Raw genomic sequence first — 18,437 nt, 5'->3', positions numbered from 1 at the left:
GCGGTGGGGGCATGGGTGCCATAAGCTTGCGCATATGCCGGTAACGGTACTGCGTTCTACCCTCTGCTGAACCTTTCCATCCAAGATCGAAGTGGCGTTTGTCATGACAACAAGACCCTTGCAATTCCTGCGCCGAGGCCAGCCCGTGGCGCTGGGCAATGTACCACCCGACCGCACCCTGCTGGAGGTGCTGCGCGAAGACCTGGGCTGTACCGGCACCAAGGAGGGCTGCGGCGAAGGCGACTGCGGCGCCTGCACCGTGGTGCTGGGCGAAGAACGCGACGGCCAGCTGCACTACAGCGCCGTGAACAGCTGCATCCGCCTGGCCCATTCGGTGGACGGCATGGCGCTGTGGACGGTGGAAGACCTGGCGGAAGATCCACTGATCCAGCCCGTGGGCGACTCCCCCGCTGCGGCGCGGCAAGCGATTACCTTGCACCCTGCACAAGAAGCCATGGTCCAGTGCCACGGCTCCCAGTGCGGCTTCTGCACCCCAGGCTTCGTGATGAGCCTCTTCGGCATGTACCAGAACCATGTCTGCCACGGCCAACCCATCACCCGCGAACTGGCCCAGGAAGAACTCTCGGGCAACCTGTGCCGCTGCACCGGCTACCGCCCCATCCTCGATGCCGCCCAGCAGATGGCGTCGCTGCCCGGCATGGCGGTCAATGAATCCGAAGTGCTACAAAAATTGAAGCTACTGCGGCATGATGCACTAGCACATGCGGCCGATTCGGCCTATATCGCGCCCCTCACCCTCCCTGAACTGCTTGCAGCCCGCGCCGCCCACCCAGGCGCCCAGGTGGTGGCGGGCTGTACCGACGTGGGGCTGTGGGTGACCAAGCAGCACAAGCAGTACACCCAGGTGCTGGACGTGACCCGTGCGGCCGAGCTGCGCGAAGTCACACAGCGCACCGACGCCATCCACATCGGCGCCGCCGTCACGCTGACCGACGCGTTTGCCGCCCTCACTGCGCAGTGGCCGCAGCTGCACCGATTTGCCACGCGGTTTGCGGGGCTGCCGGTGCGCAACTCGGGCACGCTGGGCGGCAATGTCGCCAACGGCTCGCCCATTGGCGATTCCATGCCCCTCTTGATGGCGCTGCGCGCCCAGGTGGTGCTGGCCAGCCAGGCCCGGGGCGAGCGCCAGCTGCCGCTGGAAGACCTGTACACCGGCTACCGGCAAAACGTGATGGCGGCCGACGAGCTGCTGGTGCGCATCGTGGTGCCGCGCCCCTCGGTCCAAGAACAACTGCGGGCGTACAAAATTTCCAAACGCTTTGACGACGACATCTCTGCCGTCTGCCTGGTGCTCAACCTCGACATCGCGGGCGGTACCGTGCAGCGCGCCAGCATTGGTGCAGGCGGCGTGGCCGCCACCCCGGCCCGCGCGCAGCAAACCGAGGCCGCCCTGACCGGCCAGCCCTGGACCGAGGCCACCGCGCAGCGTGCCGCTGCCGTGCTGCAGGCCGAGTTCAGCCCCATCTCCGACATGCGCGCCAGTGGCGCCTACCGCCGCCAGGTGCTGGGCAGTCTGCTGCAGCGCTACTGGCTGGAGAGCCAGGGCCAGTCCTCGGTCAGTCTGGACACCTTGACGCTGGAGGCTGCCGTATGAACGCCCCCCACACCATCGCCGAAACCGCCCTGCCCGCGCCCGCCCGCGCCGCCATGGGCCAGTCGCACATCCACGAAAGCGCCCGCGCCCAGGTGGCGGGCGCCGCGCACTACATCGACGACCTGCCGGAGGTGAAGGGCACGCTGTATGCCGCGCCCATCCTCTCGACCGTGGCCCACGGCACCCTGAACAGTGTGGATGCCACCGCCGCACTGGCCCTGCCCGGCGTGCGCGGCGTGGTGCTGGCCAGCGATGTGCCCGGCGACAAGATCCTCGCCGCGTTCGGACACGACGAGCCCGTGTTTGCACTGGACAGCGTGCAGTTTGTCGGCCAGGTGATCGGCCTGGTGGTGGCCGACTCGGTCATGCAGGCACGCCGCGCGGTGCGCGCCGTGAAGCTCGACATCACCCCCCTGCCCGCCGTGCTGACGGTGCAGGACGCGTTGAAGGCGCAAAGCTATGTGCTGCCGCCGGTGTTTGTCCGCCGGGGCGATGCGGCCACGGGCCTCGCGCAATCGGCGCACCGCATGCAGGGAGCGTTTGAAGTCGGCGGCCAGGAGCATTTCTATCTCGAAGGCCAGATCGCCTACGCCATGCCGCTGGAGCAAAAGCAGTGGTGGATCTACTCCAGCACGCAGCACCCCGGTGAGGTGCAGCACTGGGTGGCGCACGCGCTGGGCATCGACAACCACGCGGTCAAGGTGGAATGCCGCCGCATGGGTGGCGGCTTTGGCGGCAAGGAGACGCAGGCCGGGCACCTGGCCGTGTGGGCCGCCGTCGCCGCCAACAAGCTGGGCCGCCCCATCAAGCTGCGGCTGGACCGTGACGAGGACTTCATGGTCACCGGCAAGCGCCATCCGTTTGCGTACGAGTACAACGTGGGCTTTGACGACACCGGCCGCATCACGGGCCTGAAGCTGCAGATGGCGGCCAACTGCGGCTTCAGCGCCGACCTGTCGGGCCCCGTGGCCGACCGCGCGGTGTTCCACGCCGACAACGCGTATTACCTGAGCGACGTCGAGATCGCGTCGTACCGCTGCAAGACCAACACACAAAGCCACACCGCCTTCCGCGGCTTTGGCGGCCCGCAGGGCGTGATCGTGATCGAGGCCATCCTGGGCGACATCGCCCGCGCGCTGGGCCGCGATGCGCAGGACGTGCGCCTAGCCAACCTGTATGGCAAGGACGCGAGCAGTGGCCGCCATGTGACCCACTACCAGATGGCGGTGGAAGACAATATCCTGCACGAGCTGCTGCCCACGCTGGAGCAGACCTCGCACTACCGCCAGCGCCAGGCCGAAATTGCGGACTGGAACGCACGCAATGCGGTCATCAAGCGTGGCATGGCCATCACGCCCGTCAAGTTCGGCATCAGCTTCACCGCCACGCTGTTCAACCAGGCGGGTGCGCTGGTGCATGTGTACACCGACGGCAGCGTGCAGGTGAACCACGGCGGCACCGAAATGGGCCAGGGCCTGCACACCAAGGTGGCGCAGATCGTGGCCGACGAGCTGGGCGTGCCGCTGCACCGCGTGCTGGTGACGGCCAGCGACACCAGCAAGGTGCCCAACGCCAGCGCCACTGCCGCCAGCAGCGGCACCGACCTGAACGGCCGCGCCGCCCAGTACGCCGCGCGCAACGTGCGCGACAACCTGGCCTCGTTTGTGTGCGGCCTGGACGGCTGCGGCGCCGGCGCGATCCGGTTTGCGGGCGGCCAGGTGATCTCGCCCAAGACGGTGCGCAGTTTTGAAGAGGTGGTGCAGGCCGCGTACGCCAACCGCATCCAGCTGTGGAGCGACGGCTTTTACCGCACGCCCAAGATCCACTACGACAAGACGACCCTCACCGGGCGCCCGTTCTATTACTTTGCCTACGGCGCCGCCTGCACCGAGGTGGCCATCGACACCCTCACCGGCGAGAGCCGCGTGCTGAAGGTGGACATCCTGCACGACGTGGGCCACAGCATCAACCCGGCCATCGACATCGGCCAGATCGAGGGCGGGTTTGTGCAGGGCATGGGCTGGCTGACGACCGAGCAGCTGGTGTGGAACGACAAGGGTTATCTGGCCACTCACGCGCCGAGCACCTACAAGATCCCGGCCACGGGCGATATTCCGGAGCACTTCAACGTCCACCTGTGGCCCGAGGCGAATCGGGAGGACAACGTGGGCGGCAGCAAGGCGGTAGGGGAGCCGCCGTTCATGCTGGCAATCAGTGTGTATGAGGCGCTGCGCAATGCGGTGGCGGCGGGGCGTAGCGGGGTGGATGCGGCGGCGCCAGTGGTTTTGACGGCTCCGGCGACTGCGGAGAATGTGCTCAGGGCGTTGGGGCGGTTAGGAGAGTGATGTTTTTGGCCGCTGGCGCTTTTTGGATATTCGCTGGTAGCTATCAATTTTGAATCAACCTCCCTGTTCGTCGATTGATGTGCCGGTGTGACTCGAGTCCCTTTCTTTCGCGTCGCCGAAAGAAAGGAACCAAAGAAAGGGCGACCCCACTGTCTGCGTCCCCTGCGCTTCGCTACGGGGCAACCTGCGGTACTCGGGTTTGGCGGGGTCTCGCTCGAACTCGCTTCGCTCAGACAATCGCGAGCCCTGATCCGCCAAACCCTGCGCTCCTCGGCGCATTCAGAGGGGCAAAGGGAGCAGAACATCCACTCGGGCCATCGCTGCGCTCGGCCCCACCTCGCGGGCGCACGCGCCGCGCGCTGCGCAGCCCCGGCCGAGCAAAGCGATGGCCTGAATGGATGTCCGGCTGTTTGGCTGTTTGGCTCCCAACCCCTGCTGGCTGCGCCTGCGTCGGGGCGGTTGCGGGGTGAGCATGGGCGTCGGAGCGCCCATGCCTCGTGAACTGACTCGCCGTGGCTGTCCGAGCGGCGCGCGCAGCGCAAAGCGAGTTCCACGGCGCACCCCGCAACCGCCCCGACGCAGGTCTGCCCCTTCGCAGGGTCGCAGACTGGGGGTCGCCTTTCTTTTGGGTACTTTTCTTTGGCGAAGCAAAGAAAAGTACCTCGCCCGCCGGGGCGACTCCCGGCCTCCGCCCTCAACAAAGGCATGCGGTTCAATCAGCGCACAAAAATCAACACTACAAAATCAATAGCAAACACCACATATCCCACTAGCGCATCCAGCCCAAAACCCCTCAAACAGGCCCCAAAGCCATCCGCCCCGACGAAGTCACCGACGCATCCCTCGCATGCCGCGTCTCCACCCGGTTGCGCCCCGCCCGCTTGGCGTCATAACAAGCCATGTCCGCCGCATACAGCACCGACGGCACATCCTGCAAGCTGGCATCGAGCACCACCAGCCCAATACTCACCCCCAGCGTAAAACTGCGTCCCTGGTACGACGGCTCCCACGCATGCACCGCCGCACGCAACTGCTCGGCCACGGCCTGGCCGCGTGCCAGTGCACAGCCGGGCAACACCACCGCAAACTCGTCCCCACCCAGGCGCGCCGCCCAGCCAATCTGGCGCACATGGGATGCCAGCAGCCGGGCCACATGGCGCAGTACATCGTCGCCCGCGTCGTGGCCCGCAATATCGTTGACCACGGTGAAATGGTCCAAGTCGAGGAACAGCACCACGCCGTCGCCCTGCGCATCGCTGCCTTCCTCGTCGGCGGCACCGGCAGCGGAAGCAGCAGTAGCAACAACAGCACCCACTGGGCGCTGGCGGGCGGACCGCTCGGCCATCAACTGGCCCAGGCGCTCGTCAAACGCGGCGCGGTTGTACAGCTGCGTGAGCGCATCGTGCGTGCGGCCCCAGGACTGCTGCACCTGGGCCTCGCGCGCGGCGGTGATGTCTTCCAATATCCACACGGTGCCACCATGCACCTCATCGGGGCGCACGCCCCGGCCCTGCACGCGGGCCCACACGGAGGTGCCGTCCTTGCGCAAAAAGCAGATGTCGCCGTCAAACGCTCCATGCGCAGCCACCTCGGCCCGCACGCGAACGCCTACCTGGGCGTAGTCCGCATCGCTGGCATACAGGGTGCGCGCGGGGCGTCCCTGCAGCTCTTGCGCGGTATAGCCCAGCATCACACAGGCCTGGTGGCTCACCACCTCCAGCATGCTGTGGCGGGTGATGACGATACCTACCGTGGCGCTGTCCAGCACGGCCTGGAACTGGCCGACCACCGTGTCCTGGCGCGACTGCTGCAGGCTGCCCTGCTGCACCAGGCCCTGGAACACCCGCACCAGCTCGCCCACCTCACCGCCCGCGCGGGGCCAGTCCATGTCTGTCGCCGGCTGCTGGCGCGCGCTGGTCTGGAGCAGTTGGCGCGCCTTGAAGGTGAGCCGCGCCAGCGGCTGCGCCATCCAGCCCATCAGGGCCACGGCCAGCAGCATGCATAGCACCATGCTAGCCACCGCCAGCCACCACGCTTCACGCTGGGCGCCATGCAGCGGCGCCAGCAGCGCCTGCGACTGGCTCACGCGCGCCACAATCCACTGCGGCAGCGGCATGCCCGCCATGCTCACGATGTGGCCAGACTGCACATGGGTCATGCCCCGCCCCACCACGGGCTGGGCTTGGCTTTGCCAGCGCGTGTACACGGGGGCCAGGCCCGCCTCATCCCGTACCTGGCCCAGCACGCGGGTGGGGTCGGAGTGCGACAGGATGGTGCCGTCGCGCGTGAAGACGATGAGCTGCGAATCATCGCGCGCGGGCAGCGTCATCGACGGCGGCAGAAGGCTTTGCGACTGCAGGCGCAGCGCACCTGCCACCACGCCCATCACCGTGCCGTCTTCGCGGTGCAGCGGCATGGTGAACATCACCCGGGCCTCGCCCGTGCGCCCCGCAATCAGCTCGGACACCAGCGGCTTGCCATCCACTAGGGTGCGGCGCAGCGCATCGCGTTCGGTGGGGTCGAGGTCGGCGGCTTTTTCGAGCTGGCCGGCGCGCAGGCTCAGGCGCAGCTCGCCGTTGTCGCGGGCGACCTGCATGGTGTCAAAGAACTGCACCGCAGGCAGGCCTTGCTGCAGCAGCCATTCCAGTGACGAGGGCGACTCCAGCATGCCCGGCGTGATGCCGGCGGCCACAGTGCGCAGCACCTTCTGGCTCTGCTCGATCTTGCTGGCCAGCAACCGGGCCACCACCTCGACCTCGTCGGTCTGCTGGCTCACCACCCGGCGCATCGCCTCTTGCCCCGAGGCACGGGTGACTAGCCAGGCCGCCACCGCTCCCGACAGGGCCACCGCCAGCGCCGCCACCAGCATGAGCCGCAGCACCAGCGCGCCAGGCACCAGCCAGCCCGGCGCAGGGTCCGGTGCAGCCGTGGGTGCGGGAGGGGGCGTCATGGACGCTCCCGCACCTGGGAGGGGTGGGCACGCTCAGAGTTCGGCATGGGGACGGGTCATTGCAGACATGTCCCAACAAATATACGCAGGCCCTGTGCCCCGGGGCTTGGGTGGAACCCTTGGTAAAAGCCAAGGAAAAACCCTGAGCCAGCAGGGGCACCACAGGGAAGGCGGCGGGGCTGCCCGCCGCAGCGCGTGCGCCCAGGGCCAAGCGGCACAGCCCACCCCCGCAGGGTTCACCAACGCACGCGATGGTTTGTGAGCAATTGCAACGCAGCCGGTGCTCTAGAGCCCGAGGTTGCCGAGGCGCGCTGCCCCGGTATCAGCTGTGCGGTATCAGCAGCCCGCCATCGACTGCAGTGCCCGCGGCTGGGGCAGCGCCAGCACGTTGCCGGTGCCATGGATCAGGCCCAGCTCGCGCAGGTGGCGCAGCACGCGCGAGAAGGTTTCGGGCGCAATGCCCAGCTGGGCGGCGATCAGGCGTTTGCGCTGGTGCAGGGTGACCTGCATGGCGCCGCTGTGGTCGGGCTGGGCGTGGTTCAGCAGCCACTGGGCGCAGCGCGATTCGGCGTCCTGCGCCAGGCGGCTCACGGCCAGCTCAGACTGTTGCCGGTAGCCCTGGGCCATGTCCAGCAGCAGGCCACGTGCGCCCGGAGGCATGGCAGCCAGGCCACGACGAAAGTCTTCGATGGGCACGCGCCGCACATGCACACGTGTGTCGGACACCATGTCGACCGGCAACGGCAGGCCCAGCAGAGCCGACGCGGCGTCGAGCCAGAACGGCCCCTCGACCGCGCCCAGCTGGTGGCGCAGAAAACCGTCGTCCAGCACACCGCGCAGCACGCGGCCGCTTTCGAGGTGCAACACCGTCGTCAGCACCTCATTGCGCCTGCGCAGCACTTCGCCGGGAGCGATGACCTCGGTGTCAGCGGGCAGAGAAAAAAGGGTAGATGGCAGCATGGAGGTTACTGTGCCGTGCGACCGCGCCTGCGGCATTGAGCCACATCAAAGCCGCACCATGTCGCCCGCCCTGCGCGCCCCAGGTTTGCGCCAAAACACACGAAAACTGCGCCAGCAACGTGCATGGATGCGCGCTGAGAGGCCCGACAGGGATGTAAACAGGTGTTGCACCAGGGCATGGAACTTGCGAAGCCCTACCGGCGGGCCCCGCCCTGCACCACGGTGCAACAGGGGCCGCGTCTCCTTTGCCCCGCCGGACCTCCGGCGCTTTCATCCCCAGGAATCACTCCATGAAGAAAAACCTGATTGCACTGTCTCTATCGCTCGGCGGCGCCCTGCTGTGTGCCACCGGGGCCCAGGCCCAAAGCTCCGTCCAGCTGATGGGCCTGACCGATGTGTTTGTGGGCTCCATGAAAAACGCCGGTGACGCCGGCAGCAGCAAGGTGGTCAACAGCGGCGGCATGACCACGTCGTGGTTCGGCGTCAAGGGCACCGAAGACCTGGGCGGCGGGCTCAAGGCCAACTTTGCGCTCACCTCGTTCATCAAGGTGGATAGCGGCATCCAGGGTCGCTTTGCCAACGACACCTTCTTCTCGCGCGATGCCAACGTCGGCCTGAGCGACAGCTGGGGCACCGTCACAGTGGGGCGCGGCCTGGCCCCCAACTTCCTGCCGTCCATCCTGTCGAACCCGCTGGGCGACTCGTTCACCTTTGCGCCGCTGATCCTGCACATGAACGTGCCCCTGTTCAACGGCACGGGCTGGGGTTCCACCACGCCGTCCGACACCGGCTGGTCCAACGAAATCATCTACAGCACGCCCAACCTGGGCGGTCTGACCGCCAACCTGCACTACCAGTTTGGCGAGGTCGCGGGTGACAGCAGCAAGAAGAACGTGGGCATCAACGCGCTGTACTTCAACGGCCCCATCACCCTCACTGGCTTTTACGAGCGCGACCAGATGAGCAACCCCGCCGTGCCCAGCACCTACCTGGGCACCACCAAGACCGACTGGATGCTGGGCGGCGCGTATGACTTTGCCGTCGTGAAGGCCTTTGCCAGCTACGGCCAGGCCAAGGCCGACAACACCACCAACAAGGCCAAGACCACGCAGCTGGGCGTGTCGGTGCCCGCAGGCGCCACCGGCAAGGTGCTGGCCTCGTGGGCGCAGACCAAGATGACGGCCACCGACATCTCGCGCAAGACCTTCACCGTGGGGTATGACTACTTCCTGTCCAAGCGCACCGACGTGTACGTGATGGCCATGAACGACCGCATCACCAACCAGACCAAGGGCAACAGCTTCGGCGTGGGCATCCGCCACCGGTTCTGAGGCCTGCGCACAGCGCCTGGGGCCATTTTTAAGCCCCAGCAGCCCCAGGCGCTAGTGCAATATGCCTGAGCAGCTACAAAATCAGTAGCACCCGAAAATCGTTCACGTTAGTGTGCGTGGGGCCGGTGACCAGCAGGTCGTCCAGCCCCGCAAAAAATCCCCAGGCGTCATTGCGTGCCAGGTGGTCGTCGATGCGCAGGCCCGCTGCGCCTGCACGCGCCAGCGTGTCGGGGCACACAAAGGCCCCCGCGTTGTCTTCGCTGCCGTCGATGCCGTCGGTATCGGCCGCCAGCGCCCACACCGCAGGCTCGCCCTGCAGCGCCTGCGCCAGGCCCAGGCAAAACTCGCCCGCACGCCCGCCCCGCCCCCGGGGCACGCCGGGCGCACGCGGACGCACGGTGACGGTGGTTTCGCCCCCCGAAAGAATTACACACGGCGCCGCAAACGGCTGGCCGCGCCGCGCCACCGCACGGGCCAGTGCTGCATGCACCTTGCCCACTTCGCGCGACTCGCCCTCCATCTCGTCCGACAGCACATGCGCAGGCAGCCCCGCCGAACGGGCCAGCGCGGCAGCGGCCTCTAGCGCCTGCTGGGGCGTAGCAATCATGTGCACCGCATGGCCAGCAAAACGCGCGTCGCCGGGTTTGGGGGTTTCCAGGCTGCCCGCCTCCAGCGCAGTGCGGATGGCCGGAGGCACATCGATGCCGTAGCGCGCCAGAATGGCCAGCGCATCAGCACAGGTGGTCGCGTCCGGCACGGTGGGGCCACTGGCGATCACCGACGGGTCGTCGCCCGGCACATCGCTGATGGTGAGCGTGACCACGCGCGCCGGCGCACAGGCTGCCGCCAGGCGCCCACCCTTGATGCGCGAGAGGTGCTTACGCACGCAGTTCATCTCGCCAATGTGCGCGCCGCTGTCGAGCAGGGCGCGGTTGATGCGCTGCTTGTCTTCCAGCGTCACCCCGTCGCAGGGCAAGGTCAGCAGGGACGAGCCACCGCCCGAGATCAGGCACAGCACCAGGTCGTGCTCCGTCAGCCCCTGGGTCATGTCCAGAATGCGCTGCGCAGCCGCCAGCCCCGCCGCATCGGGCACGGGGTGCGCGGCCTCCACCACCTCGATGCGCTGGGGCACGCCCACAGGCCGGGGCGGCACATGCCCGTAGCGCGTGACCACCAGGCCCGAGAGGGGCGCGTCCTGCGGCCACAGAGCCTCCAGCGCCTGCGCCATGGCGCCCCCTGCCTTGCCCGCGCCCAGCACCAGCGTGCGGCCCCCGCTCTCGCGGTTGGGCGGCTGGGGCAGCCACTGGCGCATGCCGTGCAGGGGTTGTGCGCTGTGCACGGCGGCATCAAACAGCGCCTTCAGAAAGGCGCGGGGGTGGGTGCGGTAATCCGGCAGGGAGGGGCTGGCTGGCTGGGTTTCTGGGTGCATGCCGCGCATTGTGCAGCGGCAGGGCCAGTCACCCGGCTGTAACCAACTTGTCACACGCCACAGGTATCGTCGGCACCCTTGCTCAGGGACCCACAACAGCCATGCACAACACCCCATGGAGCCGACTGGAGGCGATGATGGCACTGCTGTCACCCGCCGCCCGCCAGGGCACCGGCCCCCTGGCGCGGCTGATGCGCGAAGGCGAGCTGTACTGCGTGTTCCAGCCCCTGGCCGACCTGCGCGAGGGCCAGGTGTACGCACACGAGGCGCTGATCCGGGGGCCGCAGAACACCCCCTTGCACACCCCCGACAAACTGCTGGAGCTGGCCCGGCGCGAGGGCCTCCTGCAGGACTTTGAGTTGCTGTGCGTCTACACCGCCATGGAGCAATGGGGGCGGCACGACGCCCCGGGCCGGCTGTTTGTGAACATCAGCGCCGACGCGCTGGTGCATGGCGTCCAGCTGATCGGCGCCACAGCGCTGGGCGACACCGTGCGCAGCCTGGGCCTGAGCGCCCGCATGCTGGTGCTGGAGATCACCGAGCACGAGCGCGTGACCGACATGCCCCAGCTGCGCCAGGCCATCAAGGCCGTACACGCCTGCGGCGCGCGGCTGGCGCTGGACGACTTTGGCGACGGCCGCTCCAGCCTGCGGCTGTGGTCCGAGGTGAAGCCCGACTTCGTGAAGATCGACAAATACTTCATCCGAGACATCAGCGACCACCCCGAGAACCTGCAGATGCTGCAGGCCATCAAGGGCATCGCCGACGTGTTTGGCACCCAGCTCATCGCAGAGGGCATCGAAACCCGCGACGACCTGCGCGCGCTGCGCGACCTGGACATCCCCCTGGGCCAGGGCTGGCTGCTGGGCCGCCCTGCCATGGCGCCGCGCGAGGCCGTGGACGACGCAGCGCTGGAGGTCATGCACGACCGCCGCGTGGCCGTGCTGCCGCACCTGGGCCAGACCGCGCGCCCGGGCATCCTGCGCAGCTTGCTGGTGGTGCAGGCGCCCACCGCAGCGCCCGCCACCAACAACGACGCCGTAGCCGCCCTGTTCCGCCAGCACACGGACCTGCACGCATTGGCGGTGGTGGACGGGTCACGCCCCGTGGCCCTTATCAACCGCCAGCAGTTCATGAACCACTACGCCACGCCGTACTTCCGCGAGGTGCACGGCCGCAAGTCGTGCCTGGCGTTTGCCAACCTGTCGCCGCGCGTGGTGGAGCTGGACTGCGATGTGGACCAACTCGTGGGCATCCTCACCTCGCAGGACCAGCGCTACCTGAGCGACGGCTACATCGTCACCGACAATGGCCGCTACCTGGGCCTGGGCACCGGCGACCAGCTGGTGCGCGCCGTGACCGAGACCCGCATCGAGGCCGCGCGCCACGCCAATCCGCTCACTTTTCTGCCCGGCAACATTCCGATCAGCCTGCACATCCAGCGCTTGCTGGAAAGCGGCACCGAGTTCGTGGCCTGCTACGCAGACCTGAACAACTTCAAGCCCTTCAACGACCACTATGGCTACTGGCGCGGCGACCAGATGATCCGCCTGGTGGCGCGCCTGGCCACGGCGCACTGCGACGCACGCAGCGACTTTGTGGGCCATGTGGGCGGGGACGACTTCATGCTGATCTTCCAGAGCAGCAACTGGCTGCAGCGCTGCAAGAACATCGTGGACGAGTTTGCGCGCGAGGCCGTCACGCTGTTTGACGACAGCGCCCGTCTGGCAGGCGGCATCCAGGCCGAGGACCGACATGGCGTGCAGCGGTTCTTTCCTTGCACCACGCTGGCCATTGGTGCGGTGCGCATCAAGCCCGGTCGATTCCGGCACGCCGAAGAAGTGGCCAACCTGGCCGCAGTGGCCAAGCATGAGGCGAAGCAGGCATCCACGGGAGTGGTGCTGCATGGCGGGTTTACCGAGTCGAGCCTGGGGGCGCTGGCGGCCGCGCGGGCGTTGCAGGATGTGTTGGCGGCGTAGGGACTGTTTGGACCGCGTCCCAAGGACGCGACGTCGATGCAAAACCGCTGTTTTGGCTCAGCGACAGTAGGCGATTGACGCTGCATGGCTTGTGGCAAACAAGTCCGCTTCGGGCCCTAAGGCGACATAAAACTTTCTGGAAAGCGGGCCTCTGTTACACATTCGTCGCCCCTGCTCCTGGGTTGGCAGCTACTGCCGAAACGAGCCCTTCGGTCTCACCATCTGTTTGAGATTCTTGAGCTTTCGAGGCGCGCGCTCAGTCCATGAAATTTCTGCCCCATCTTCCAATTCTTCGTAGATTGGAAGGACATCGGTGATACCTACCAACTTCCATTGCACAGGTACTCCTTGAGTTCCGCCCTTGTATGGTTTCGCATTCTTGCGAGCTACCGTCATGCCCTTTTCATAGGCCTCTTCAAGGTTCGGTGCACGTACAAGGATTGTGTTTTCCCACGACAGGAATCGAGCTTCATCGTCGTCCTTTCTGTCGTCTTCCAACTCAACGAAGCGCAGCAGATACGAGACCACGTACCAGCCCACTGGGGAAAGATTTTTGTCGTGTGTCATGCAAAAATTCTCAAACCTGTAGCCAGTACCAAACGAAGCACCACCCACTCAATCGAAACTCTGAGCGGCAGCTTCTGGCCGATTGCTGCCGCCGCACTCGACTCTCTCAAGGCCCCGTAGGCGCCCCCGCCTCAAACCACTTCCCAATCAGCGCACGCTCCGCATCGGTGATGCCCGTCGCATTGTTCATGGGCATGAGCTTTTGCACCACGGCCTGCTGGTAGATGGCCTGGGCGTGTTGCTTCACGCTGTCGGGCGAATCAAGCCGCAGGTTCTTCATTTGCATCTGCTCGCCGTGGCACATGTAGCAGCGCTGCTCCAGCACCGCTTGCACGGCCTTGAAGTCATTTTGGCCGCTAGCGCCCGTTTTATCTGCGCTGGCAGCTCCTGAAACAGGAGCATTCGCCACGGGCGCGGCCACCGGCGCAGGGCGCATCCAGGCGATGACGCACACGATCACGGCCACGCCCACCAGGGCATAGGGCAGCGGGTTGCCATTGCGGCCCAGCTTGTAGCCGTGGCGCATCACAAAGAACTGGCGGATGGCCGCGCCCGCAAACATCATCAGGATCAGCACCAGCCAGTTTTGCGGGTGGCTCCAGGTGAAGCTGTAGTGGTTGCTCAGCATGGCAAACAACACGGGCAGCGTGAAATAGGTGTTGTGCACGCTGCGCTGCTTGCCGCGTTTGCCGTGGATCGGGTCTACCGGCTGGCCGGCCTTGATCTGGCTGATGACAGTGCGCTGGCCGGGGATGATCCAGAAGAACACGTTGGCGCTCATGGATGTGGCGATCATCGCCCCCACCAGCAGGAAGGCTGCGCGGCCCGCAAACCAGTGGCAGGCCAGCCACGAGGCCACGCACACCAGCACCAGGACCAGCGCACCGACAATCGCGTCGCCGTTCTTGCGCTGGCCGAAGATGCGGCAGATGGCGTCGTACAGCAGCCAGAACACCACAAAGAAGCCCAGCGCCACCACGATGGCCGTGGCGGGTGCCCAGTCCATGCGCGACTTGTCGATGAGGTAGGTGCTGGCGCTGTAGAGGTAGGACACGGTGAACAGCGCAAACCCGCTGATCCAGGTGCTGTAGCTCTCCCAGAAGAACCAGTGCAGGTGTTTCGGCAACTGCGGCGGCGACACCGCAAACTTGACCGGGTGGTAGAACCCGCCGCCGTGCACGGCCCAGAGCTCGCCGCTCACGCCTTGTTTCTTGAGGTCTTCGTCCTCGGGCGGCGTGAGGCTGCTGTCCAGAAAAACGAAATAGAACGACGAGCCGATCCAGGCGATGGCCGTAATGACATGGACCCAGCGCAAAAGCAGGTTGGCCCAGTCGAGAAAGTAGCTTTCCATATCTCAACCTTGATGGTGCGTTAGCACCAAACAGCAAACCTGCTCACCACTGCGGGCGCTCTGAGCAGACATTGAGGTCGCGCACCTTGGCCAGTGGGTTGCTGGCCGGGGCACCGCTGCGACCGGTACGTCAAAGTGTATGCAGGAATTGTTCCCGATTCCAGCCCCAACCTGGGGCATTCGGGGCCGGAATTACCCTCATTCCCCAGCCTTTGGAGTTGGCTGCAGCGTCTGCAGCAACTGCGCTGCCACGGCCACGGCAATCACCTCAGGCTCCTTGCCGCCAATGCCGGGAATGCCGATGGGGCAGGTCACCTGCGCCAGCTCCTCGGGCGCGAACCCGCGCCCATGCAGGCGGTTGCTGAAGGTGGCCCACTTGGTTTGGCTGCCGATCAGCCCGATGAAAGGCAGGTCGCCCTGCTCGCGCTGGCGGCGCAGGCAGGCGGCCACCACGTCCAGGTCCTCGGCGTGGCTGAAGCTCATGATCAGCACGCGGCTGCCGGGTGCCAGGCGGGGCACCGCAAGTTGCACCGGCTCGGAGTGTTCGCAGACCACACCCTCTGGCGGATCGGACGGGAATATGCCGTCCCGACTGTCGATCCAGGTCAGCGCAAAGGGCAGTGGCGCCAGCACGCGAGCCAGCGCATGGCCCACATGCCCGCCGCCAAACAGCGCCACCGGGTGCAGGAGGGGCGTGAGGCGCTGGGCCAGGCCTGGCGCGTCTTGCGCCGTGAGCAACTCAAACCCCAGGTGCACCACCCCGCCACAGCACTGGCCCAGCGCCGGGCCCAGCGCAAACCGCATCGGCCCCGGCGCGGTGACCGGCCCACCCGCCAGGCGGCGGCGTGCTTCGGCAATCGCCTGCAGCTCCAGATGCCCGCCGCCGATGGTGCCCACCAGCTGGTCGGCGAACACGGCCATCCAGGCGCCGGGCTCCCGGGGCACGGACCCTTGGGTAGACTCCACGGTCACGAGGCAGGCTGGCGCGGCCCCCAGGCCGTCCAGCAGCATTTGCAAATTTTTCACCGCGATCCTTATCGTGACGGACGCAAAACGAGGCACTGCCAGCGGCTCACCCTCCAGTGAGGCAGCTGTTGTAGCCCCCGTTGCGATCGTCGTCATTTTGTAACGTACCACCTTCGCCGCTGGGTTATCGTGCCCGCAGTCTCAGGAACCTTTCACACCATGCCCGACACGCCCTCTCCCCGCTCCACTGGAAAGCGCAGCCACTGGCTCCTGGCAGGCATCATGGCCGTGGGCGCGGCGCTGGTCTCAGCCTGCAAGTCCCCGCCAGAGCCCACGCCGGCCCCGGCGCCTGACAGCATCCCCTCCACCGGCCCCGATGCCAGCGGTGTCAAAGGCCCGGTGCCAGCGACCGCTGGCTCTGCGCGCCCCTCGGCCGCCGCCACACCCCTGGCCTACCGCCAGGACGCTGCCACCCATCTGTACGGTCTGAACCGTGAACGCATCTTCAAAGGTAAGCTGCCGCCGCAGCTGTATGCAATCGGTGTGCTGCAGCTCGACATCGACCGCGCAGGCAAGATCACCCGCCTGCACTGGATGCGCGCCCCGCGCCATGCCCCCGAGGTGGTCACTGAAATCGAGCGCACGGTACGCGCTGCGGCCCCCTTCCCAGTCCCGGCCCGCATGGGCAAGGTCACCTACACCGAGACCTGGCTGTGGGACAAGAGCGGGCACTTTCAGCTCGATACACTGACCGAAGGGCAGCTGTAGCGACATCCCCCTGAGCGGCTACGCCGCTTCCGCCCTCTGGCAGCGCTTGCTACGAGCCGCGGTAGGTCGAATAGCTCCAGGGGCTGACCAGCAGCGGCACGTGGTAGTGCTGGTCGGCATGCGCAATGCCAAAGTCCAGACTCACCTGGTTCAGAAAATTGGGCTCGGGCAGCTGCGTGCCCCGGGCCTTGAAATAGCCCGCCACATCAAAGCGCAACCGGTACGTGCCGGTGCGCAGGCTGGCGTTGTCGAACAGCGGTGCATCGGTGCGGCCGTCGTGGTTCAGCACCAGGCGCTTGATGAGGGTGGCGTTGTCGCCGTCGGTGGAATACAGGGCCACTTCCATGCCGGCCGCAGGGCAGCCGTTCATGGTGTCCAGAACGTGGGTGCTCAATCCCATGGGGGAATCTCCTGAAGTAAGAGTCTGTCCAATCGGCGACGATTGCCAGATCGCAGTGTGTAGACCAAAAGTGTATACACTTTTCACCATCCACCGTATCATGCAGCCATGGAATCTTCCTCCACCAGCGCCATCGTCGAAGCGCTGACCCGCGCCATCGTAGAACACCGCCTGCAACCCGGCACCAAGCTGGCCGAGCAAAAGCTGGCCGACCACTTTGGCGTGTCGCGCACGCTGGTGCGCCAGGCACTGTTTCAGCTGGCGCAAAACCGGCTGGTCACGCTGGAGCCCGCACGGGGCGCGTTTGTGGCGACACCCTCGGTCGAGGAGGCGCGCCAGGTGTTTGCCGTGCGCCGCATGCTGGAGACGGAGATGACCCGCGCATTTGTGCGCAGCGTGACGCCCGCCAAGCTCAAGGCACTGCGCGCCCACGTGGCCAGCGAGAAGGCCGCCATGGGCACGCACGACGCCAGCACCCGCACGGAGTTGCTGGGCGACTTCCATGTGCGCATGGCTGAGCTGATGGGCAACGAGGTGCTGGCGCAGATGCTGGGTGACCTGATCTCGCGCTGTGCCCTCATCACGCTGATGTACCAGTCGGCCAGCGCGGCCGAGCACTCGCACGAGGAGCATGCCGACATCGTGGCGGCCCTGGCCGCACGCGACGAGGAGCGCGCAGTGGCCCTGATGCAAAGCCACCTCGAACATGTCGAAGCCAGCCTGACCTTTGACCGCAAGCGCCCGGCCAGTGACCTGGCCGCCGCCCTGGCCTCTTGAAAACCACCCCACCATGATCTACGACACCACCCAGGCCTACCCCCGCGACCTCATCGGCTACGGCAAGACACCGCCCCATGCCCAGTGGCCCGGTGGCGCGCGCATTGCCGTGCAATTCGTTTTGAACTACGAAGAAGGCGGCGAAAACGCAGTGCTGCATGGTGATGCAGGCAGCGAGCAGTTCCTGTCCGAAATGTTCAACCCGGCCAGCTATCCCGAGCGGCACATGAGCATGGAGGGCATTTATGAATACGGCTCGCGTGCCGGTGTGTGGCGCATCCTGCGCGAGTTTGAAAAGCGGCAACTGCCCCTCACGGTGTTTGGCGTGTCCACGGCCCTGCAGCGCCACCCCGACCTCACGGCGGCTTTTATGGAGCTGGGCCACGAGATAGCCTGCCATGGCCTCAAGTGGATCCACTACCAGCACATTCCCGAAGAGGTGGAGCGCGCCCACATGCAAGAGGCGATGGACATCATCCAACGAATGACGGGCGCAAGAGGAAGTTCGCAAGACCATGTACATGGTCTGGGCTGGTACACCGGCCGCGACAGCCCCAACACCCACCGCCTGGTGGCTGACTACGGCGGCTTTGAATACGACAGCGACTACTACGGCGACGACCTGCCCTTCTGGATGAAGGTGCGCAAGACCGACGGCAGCGTGGTGCCCCAGCTCATCGTGCCGTACACGCTGGACTGCAACGACATGCGGTTTGCGCTGCCCCAGGGCTACTCGCACGCCGACCCGTTCTTCCAGTACCTGAAGGACACCTTTGATGCGCTGTATGCCGAGGGTGACCCCGCCGGCGACAACGCGCCCAAGATGATGAGCATTGGCATGCACTGCCGCCTGCTGGGCCGCCCAGGCCGCATCACGGCGCTGCAGCGCTTTCTGGACCACATCGCACAGCACGACAAGGTGTGGGTGGCCCGCCGCATCGACATCGCGCGCCACTGGAAGGCCGTGCACCCCTACCCCACCACAAAGGCCTGACGACC

Annotated in this window: 14 protein-coding genes; 7 read left to right on the top strand and 7 right to left on the bottom strand. The window is 66.3% G+C overall.

From position 1 onward, the window contains the following. Positions 1-103: 103 nt before the first annotated feature. Positions 104-1,615 (top strand): xanthine dehydrogenase small subunit, encoded by a 1,512-nt coding sequence (xdhA, locus tag ASD94_RS09100; RefSeq protein ID WP_056641592.1) that lies wholly within the window; start codon positions 104-106, stop codon positions 1,613-1,615. After that, on the top strand, positions 1,612-3,960 hold the full coding sequence (xdhB, locus tag ASD94_RS09095) for a xanthine dehydrogenase molybdopterin binding subunit (protein WP_056641589.1): 2,349 nt from the start codon (positions 1,612-1,614) through the stop codon (positions 3,958-3,960). Before xdhA ends, xdhB begins: the two co-directional genes overlap by 4 nt. A 793-nt stretch (positions 3,961-4,753) precedes the next feature. On the opposite strand, the gene ASD94_RS09090 is transcribed toward xdhB, so the two are convergent. Both ASD94_RS09090 and ASD94_RS09085 read right to left on the bottom strand, forming a co-directional pair. Beyond that, positions 4,754-6,910 (bottom strand): diguanylate cyclase domain-containing protein, encoded by a 2,157-nt coding sequence (locus tag ASD94_RS09090; protein ID WP_056641586.1) that lies wholly within the window; start codon positions 6,908-6,910, stop codon positions 4,754-4,756. 336 nt (positions 6,911-7,246) lie between these two features. Then, entirely contained in the window at positions 7,247-7,870 is a 624-nt protein-coding gene (locus tag ASD94_RS09085) for a Crp/Fnr family transcriptional regulator (protein WP_056641584.1), read from the bottom strand. A 290-nt stretch (positions 7,871-8,160) separates the two neighbouring features. On the opposite strand from ASD94_RS09085, the gene ASD94_RS09080 reads away from it, so the two are divergent. Further along, positions 8,161-9,201, top strand: coding sequence for a porin (locus ASD94_RS09080; protein ID WP_056641580.1), 1,041 nt, complete (start codon positions 8,161-8,163; stop codon positions 9,199-9,201). A gap of 73 nt (positions 9,202-9,274) precedes the next feature. On the opposite strand, the gene ASD94_RS09075 is transcribed toward ASD94_RS09080, so the two are convergent. Then, positions 9,275-10,630 (bottom strand): glycerate kinase, encoded by a 1,356-nt coding sequence (locus ASD94_RS09075; protein ID WP_056641805.1) that lies wholly within the window; start codon positions 10,628-10,630, stop codon positions 9,275-9,277. A gap of 101 nt (positions 10,631-10,731) precedes the next feature. Here ASD94_RS09075 and ASD94_RS09070 point away from each other — a divergent pair, with 101 nt between their 5' ends. After that, complete coding sequence (locus tag ASD94_RS09070; protein ID WP_056641578.1) at positions 10,732-12,609, top strand: phosphodiesterase; 1,878 nt, start codon at positions 10,732-10,734, stop codon at positions 12,607-12,609. 189 nt (positions 12,610-12,798) lie between these two features. Here the strand turns inward: ASD94_RS09070 and ASD94_RS09065 are convergent, their stop codons facing one another. The 3 genes from ASD94_RS09065 to xdhC form a co-directional block, all read right to left on the bottom strand. Then, positions 12,799-13,176, bottom strand: a complete 378-nt coding sequence (locus ASD94_RS09065) for a DUF4288 domain-containing protein (protein WP_056641576.1) — start codon at positions 13,174-13,176, stop codon at positions 12,799-12,801. Positions 13,177-13,282: 106 nt separating this feature from the next. After that, the gene (locus ASD94_RS09060) at positions 13,283-14,527 is read right to left on the bottom strand and encodes a urate hydroxylase PuuD (RefSeq protein WP_056641573.1); all 1,245 of its coding nucleotides are present in this window, start codon (positions 14,525-14,527) and stop codon (positions 13,283-13,285) included. A 198-nt stretch (positions 14,528-14,725) separates the two neighbouring features. After that, positions 14,726-15,538, bottom strand: coding sequence for a xanthine dehydrogenase accessory protein XdhC (xdhC, locus tag ASD94_RS09055; RefSeq protein ID WP_056641569.1), 813 nt, complete (start codon positions 15,536-15,538; stop codon positions 14,726-14,728). A gap of 174 nt (positions 15,539-15,712) precedes the next feature. Here xdhC and ASD94_RS09050 point away from each other — a divergent pair, with 174 nt between their 5' ends. Beyond that, on the top strand, positions 15,713-16,261 hold the full coding sequence (locus ASD94_RS09050; protein ID WP_082576810.1) for a hypothetical protein: 549 nt from the start codon (positions 15,713-15,715) through the stop codon (positions 16,259-16,261). 49 nt (positions 16,262-16,310) lie between these two features. On the opposite strand, the gene uraH is transcribed toward ASD94_RS09050, so the two are convergent. Beyond that, entirely contained in the window at positions 16,311-16,661 is a 351-nt protein-coding gene (uraH, locus tag ASD94_RS09045; RefSeq protein WP_056641567.1) for a hydroxyisourate hydrolase, read from the bottom strand. 108 nt (positions 16,662-16,769) lie between these two features. Here uraH and ASD94_RS09040 point away from each other — a divergent pair, with 108 nt between their 5' ends. Next, entirely contained in the window at positions 16,770-17,438 is a 669-nt protein-coding gene (locus ASD94_RS09040; RefSeq protein ID WP_015012869.1) for a GntR family transcriptional regulator, read from the top strand. A 13-nt stretch (positions 17,439-17,451) separates the two neighbouring features. Further along, entirely contained in the window at positions 17,452-18,432 is a 981-nt protein-coding gene (gene puuE, locus ASD94_RS09035; protein WP_056641565.1) for an allantoinase PuuE, read from the top strand. Positions 18,433-18,437 lie beyond the last annotated feature (5 nt).

It is taken from the genome of Acidovorax sp. Root70 (genome assembly GCF_001428225.1).
Classification (GTDB): domain Bacteria; phylum Pseudomonadota; class Gammaproteobacteria; order Burkholderiales; family Burkholderiaceae_C; genus Acidovorax.
This window is presented reverse-complemented; position numbering and strand designations above follow the sequence as displayed.

Coding starts and splice junctions, on each gene's coding strand:
- xdhA (WP_056641592.1), top strand. CDS start 104: ATGACAACAAGACCCTTGCAATTCCTGCGCCGAGGCCAGCCCGTGGCG.
- xdhB (WP_056641589.1), top strand. CDS start 1,612: ATGAACGCCCCCCACACCATCGCCGAAACCGCCCTGCCCGCGCCCGCC.
- ASD94_RS09090 (WP_056641586.1), bottom strand. CDS start 6,910: ATGACGCCCCCTCCCGCACCCACGGCTGCACCGGACCCTGCGCCGGGC.
- ASD94_RS09085 (WP_056641584.1), bottom strand. CDS start 7,870: ATGCTGCCATCTACCCTTTTTTCTCTGCCCGCTGACACCGAGGTCATC.
- ASD94_RS09080 (WP_056641580.1), top strand. CDS start 8,161: ATGAAGAAAAACCTGATTGCACTGTCTCTATCGCTCGGCGGCGCCCTG.
- ASD94_RS09075 (WP_056641805.1), bottom strand. CDS start 10,630: ATGCACCCAGAAACCCAGCCAGCCAGCCCCTCCCTGCCGGATTACCGC.
- ASD94_RS09070 (WP_056641578.1), top strand. CDS start 10,732: ATGCACAACACCCCATGGAGCCGACTGGAGGCGATGATGGCACTGCTG.
- ASD94_RS09065 (WP_056641576.1), bottom strand. CDS start 13,176: ATGACACACGACAAAAATCTTTCCCCAGTGGGCTGGTACGTGGTCTCG.
- ASD94_RS09060 (WP_056641573.1), bottom strand. CDS start 14,527: ATGGAAAGCTACTTTCTCGACTGGGCCAACCTGCTTTTGCGCTGGGTC.
- xdhC (WP_056641569.1), bottom strand. CDS start 15,538: ATGCTGCTGGACGGCCTGGGGGCCGCGCCAGCCTGCCTCGTGACCGTG.
- ASD94_RS09050 (WP_082576810.1), top strand. CDS start 15,713: ATGCCCGACACGCCCTCTCCCCGCTCCACTGGAAAGCGCAGCCACTGG.
- uraH (WP_056641567.1), bottom strand. CDS start 16,661: ATGGGATTGAGCACCCACGTTCTGGACACCATGAACGGCTGCCCTGCG.
- ASD94_RS09040 (WP_015012869.1), top strand. CDS start 16,770: ATGGAATCTTCCTCCACCAGCGCCATCGTCGAAGCGCTGACCCGCGCC.
- puuE (WP_056641565.1), top strand. CDS start 17,452: ATGATCTACGACACCACCCAGGCCTACCCCCGCGACCTCATCGGCTAC.